This window comes from Clostridium sartagoforme AAU1, assembly GCF_000401215.1.
Classification (GTDB): domain Bacteria; phylum Bacillota; class Clostridia; order Clostridiales; family Clostridiaceae; genus Clostridium; species Clostridium sartagoforme.
On record NZ_ASRV01000036.1, the window covers coordinates 1 to 3,330 of the forward strand.

Below are 3,330 nucleotides of genomic sequence, written 5' to 3' on the forward strand. Positions count from 1 at the left end.
TTTATATTACAAAAAAAGATTGTCTTAAACTAATTTAGACAATCTTTTTTAAATGAATAATAGTAAACTTATTGACATTACTATCATTCCTAAAATTAATCCATATATTGATAAATGATGCTCTCCATATTCTTTAGCAGCAGGTAATAATTCATCTAATGAAATAAACACCATTATACCAGCTACCATAGCAAAAATTATTCCGAATGTTAAATCATTAAAATAATTTCTTAGAAACACGTAGCCTACAATTGCTCCAACCGGTTCTGACATTCCTGATAAAAAGGAATATATAAAAGCTTTTTTCTTATCACCTGTTGCATAATAAATTGGAACTGAAACTGATATTCCTTCTGGTATATTATGAATTGCTATTGCTACTGCTATAGGGATTGCTATTTTAATATCTCCTAAAGCTGATACAAAAGTAGCTAATCCTTCTGGAAAGTTATGAATTGCTATTGCTAATGCAGTAAAAACTCCTGTTCTTAATAAACCACTAGCACTCTTATCCTCACTATTTTCTGAAGGAATTAACTTAACTTCATGTGGATTTTCTCCACTAGGTACAAATTTATCAATTATTGCAATTAAGAACATTCCTGCAAAAAATGAACCTACTGTTAAATAATTTCCTGTTCTTTCTCCTAATGCTGATATTAATGAATCCTTAGCTTTAGAAAATATTTCAATCATAGACACATATATCATAACTCCTGCTGAGAAACCTAAACTTATGGATAAAAACTTCTTATTTGTTCCTTTTGCTAAAAAGGCTATTAAACTTCCTATACCAGTTGCAAGTCCAGCAAACAATGTTATTAAGAAAGCTATAGTTACATTACTCATATTTTTATCCTCCTTACTATATTTGTTTATATACTTATCTTATACTAATTGATAATTTTTTTCAATTGAAATCAGAACTATCTTCTATAGTTTTTATTATTTTTTTATTCACAATTTTTACAATAATATATATTATTCCCATGTATATTAATGATAATAATTCTAGATTTATAAAATAATTATATCCACTTCCTATATCTTCAAGAATAGTTCCTCTAGCAGCTAGATTTGAATTGAAAGTTACAAAAAAGTAATCTGTATTGAATATATGATTGAATACTCCCATTGTTATACCTATTATTTGAAGCATGATATATACCTTTAATACTTCTTTTTCATTTAGGAAATATTTATGTATTATAAGAAAATATAACGGAATTACTATTATGGAAATATGAGATACCATAAATTGATAGTATTTAAAATATCTACTTGATAATGATGTATCCATAGATAATAAACTTCCAATTCCTCCTATTAATCCATAACAAAGTGTAAAATTATATATTTTTTTATTCTTGTTAATACCAAGAATTATGCATAATATATTTGATATATAACAAAGATGTAATGGTAAGTTTTCTAACTCTATCCCTATAATCATCCAATTTACTAAATAATAAGATATAAAGAATACTCCTGATACAGATGTTAATATATATCTTATTATTTTTTCTGCTCTACTATTTATTCTTATTCTATCTCTATATATTAATAATAATCCTATTATTAGTATCATTATTATTAAAGGAATGATTTGTTCAAAAATATTCATTCTATAGCTATCATATGCTCTTTTAAATACAAAAAAATTTTTCATACTCTTTCTCCCCTTTATATAGAGTATGAATTTATTAATAAAATAATTCTTAATGGGGCTGCCTATTCGACAGCCCCAATATAATTTTATTTTTAGGTTACTGATCTCCAGCAACCATTTCTAGTACAACTATTATTACTTAGGTTATTAGTTCTTTGCCTAGCATTATTTAAACAATTCAATATTTCCCTATAAGCATTTTCATATCCTTGTCTAAGACCATTTTGGAATCCTACTCTAACACCTCTTTGATATCCTACCCTGCAACCATTTTGATATCCTTTTTGATATCCAGCTCTATATCCTGCATTATATCCCTGTCTATACCCTCTTTCATAACTAGCTCTTGCTAATTCTTGAGCTCTAGCAATTCCTCTTGCATAGCCTTCTCTAAAACCTTCTCTTCGTCCTTGTTGCCTTCCACACTCATATCCCTTTATATATCCTTTTTCTAAACCTGCTCTTAATCCTCTTTCATACCATTTACGACAATCAATTATTCCATTATTATCGCCACATCCTATGTCATTTATGTCATTATTATCATTGCATCCGCAAGAACTTTGATTTCTAGTAGATTCTTCAACAAAACTATTATCTTGAAAAATATTATTTTTATTCAATTCTTCAATATCATTCATCAAATTATTTTCTTCTCCAAATCCTGAAGAATTATTTTCGGTGAAATTAACATCTTTAAAAGAACTTGTTTCATCTTGCTGAATTCTTTTTAGAATTTCTTCGAAATCTTTAGTACCGAATTCATAATTTGTTTCCATCTTTTTTATCTCCTTGTTATAAATGTTTATAATACATAATATATGAATCTTTTATACCTTTTGTTAATGCTTTATAAAAGTTTTTATCTCTTTAGTAATTATGATGTAAATTTATTTATTCATTTAGTAATGAATTTACTTCTCTAACCAATCTCTTTACTCTATCAGGTAATTTTGATATAGCTTTTTCTCTCTTTTTTTCATCCTCTATTTGAGCTATTCTCATAACTTCTTGCTGTACTCCAGGAATACTATTAAACTCTGATACTATCCTATTAAATCGTTCTGCAAATCTAGGATCTTGCATCTTTGCTTGAAGTCTCATAATTAAGTTATAACTATTCATGATTAAATTACTCCCACAATTATTTTACTTTATACTATTCATAATTATTTTTATTTGTTACCTTAAACTTTAACCAAAAAAAGAAGTCAGCATAGTAACAACTAAACTGACTTCTTTTTATATTAAAATTTTAAATTTGAAACTTGTTTAAACATATCTATCTCTGTTTGAGATTCTACTTCACTTAAACTTTCATTCCATTCTTTATCAAATTTAATTTTATATATTTCTATATGTGATTTATCCTTTACAGGTGCCATAGCTACATATTCATTTCCACATATTAATTTTTGTTCTAATATTTCATAATCAACTTTATTTCCATTTTCATCATTGAAAGACATTATCTTTTGATTCATATATATACACTCCTTTATTTTACTAAACTTATTTTGCTTTAATAGAATAAATTTATACATATATATTAAAAATATCTTTAACTAATCTTTAATAAGTATTCTTGCATTGATTTTATTTGTTCTGCATATTCATCTGATACTGCTATTAAACTTTTCTTTAAGTGCTCATGTATATCA

Annotated in this window: 5 protein-coding genes; all 5 read right to left on the reverse strand. The window is 26.0% G+C overall.

The genetic code is table 11. The features are described from left to right. Positions 1 to 48 precede the first annotated feature (48 nt). The 5 genes from zupT to A500_RS03250 all read right to left on the reverse strand — a co-directional run bounded on the left by zupT (position 49) and on the right by A500_RS03250 (position 3,153). Complete coding sequence (gene zupT / locus A500_RS03230) at positions 49 to 849, reverse strand: zinc transporter ZupT (RefSeq protein WP_016206155.1); 801 nt, start codon at positions 847 to 849, stop codon at positions 49 to 51. Between the two features lie 61 nt (positions 850 to 910). Then, complete coding sequence (locus A500_RS03235) at positions 911 to 1,669, reverse strand: YwaF family protein (protein ID WP_016206156.1); 759 nt, start codon at positions 1,667 to 1,669, stop codon at positions 911 to 913. 92 nt (positions 1,670 to 1,761) lie between these two features. Further along, positions 1,762 to 2,448, reverse strand: a complete 687-nt coding sequence (locus A500_RS03240; RefSeq protein WP_016206157.1) for a Yae1 family protein — start codon at positions 2,446 to 2,448, stop codon at positions 1,762 to 1,764. 115 nt (positions 2,449 to 2,563) lie between these two features. Then, on the reverse strand, positions 2,564 to 2,794 hold the full coding sequence (locus tag A500_RS03245; RefSeq protein WP_016206158.1) for a hypothetical protein: 231 nt from the start codon (positions 2,792 to 2,794) through the stop codon (positions 2,564 to 2,566). A gap of 122 nt (positions 2,795 to 2,916) precedes the next feature. Continuing rightward, the gene (locus tag A500_RS03250; protein ID WP_016206159.1) at positions 2,917 to 3,153 is read right to left on the reverse strand and encodes a DUF1292 domain-containing protein; all 237 of its coding nucleotides are present in this window, start codon (positions 3,151 to 3,153) and stop codon (positions 2,917 to 2,919) included. Positions 3,154 to 3,330: the final 177 nt, after the last annotated feature.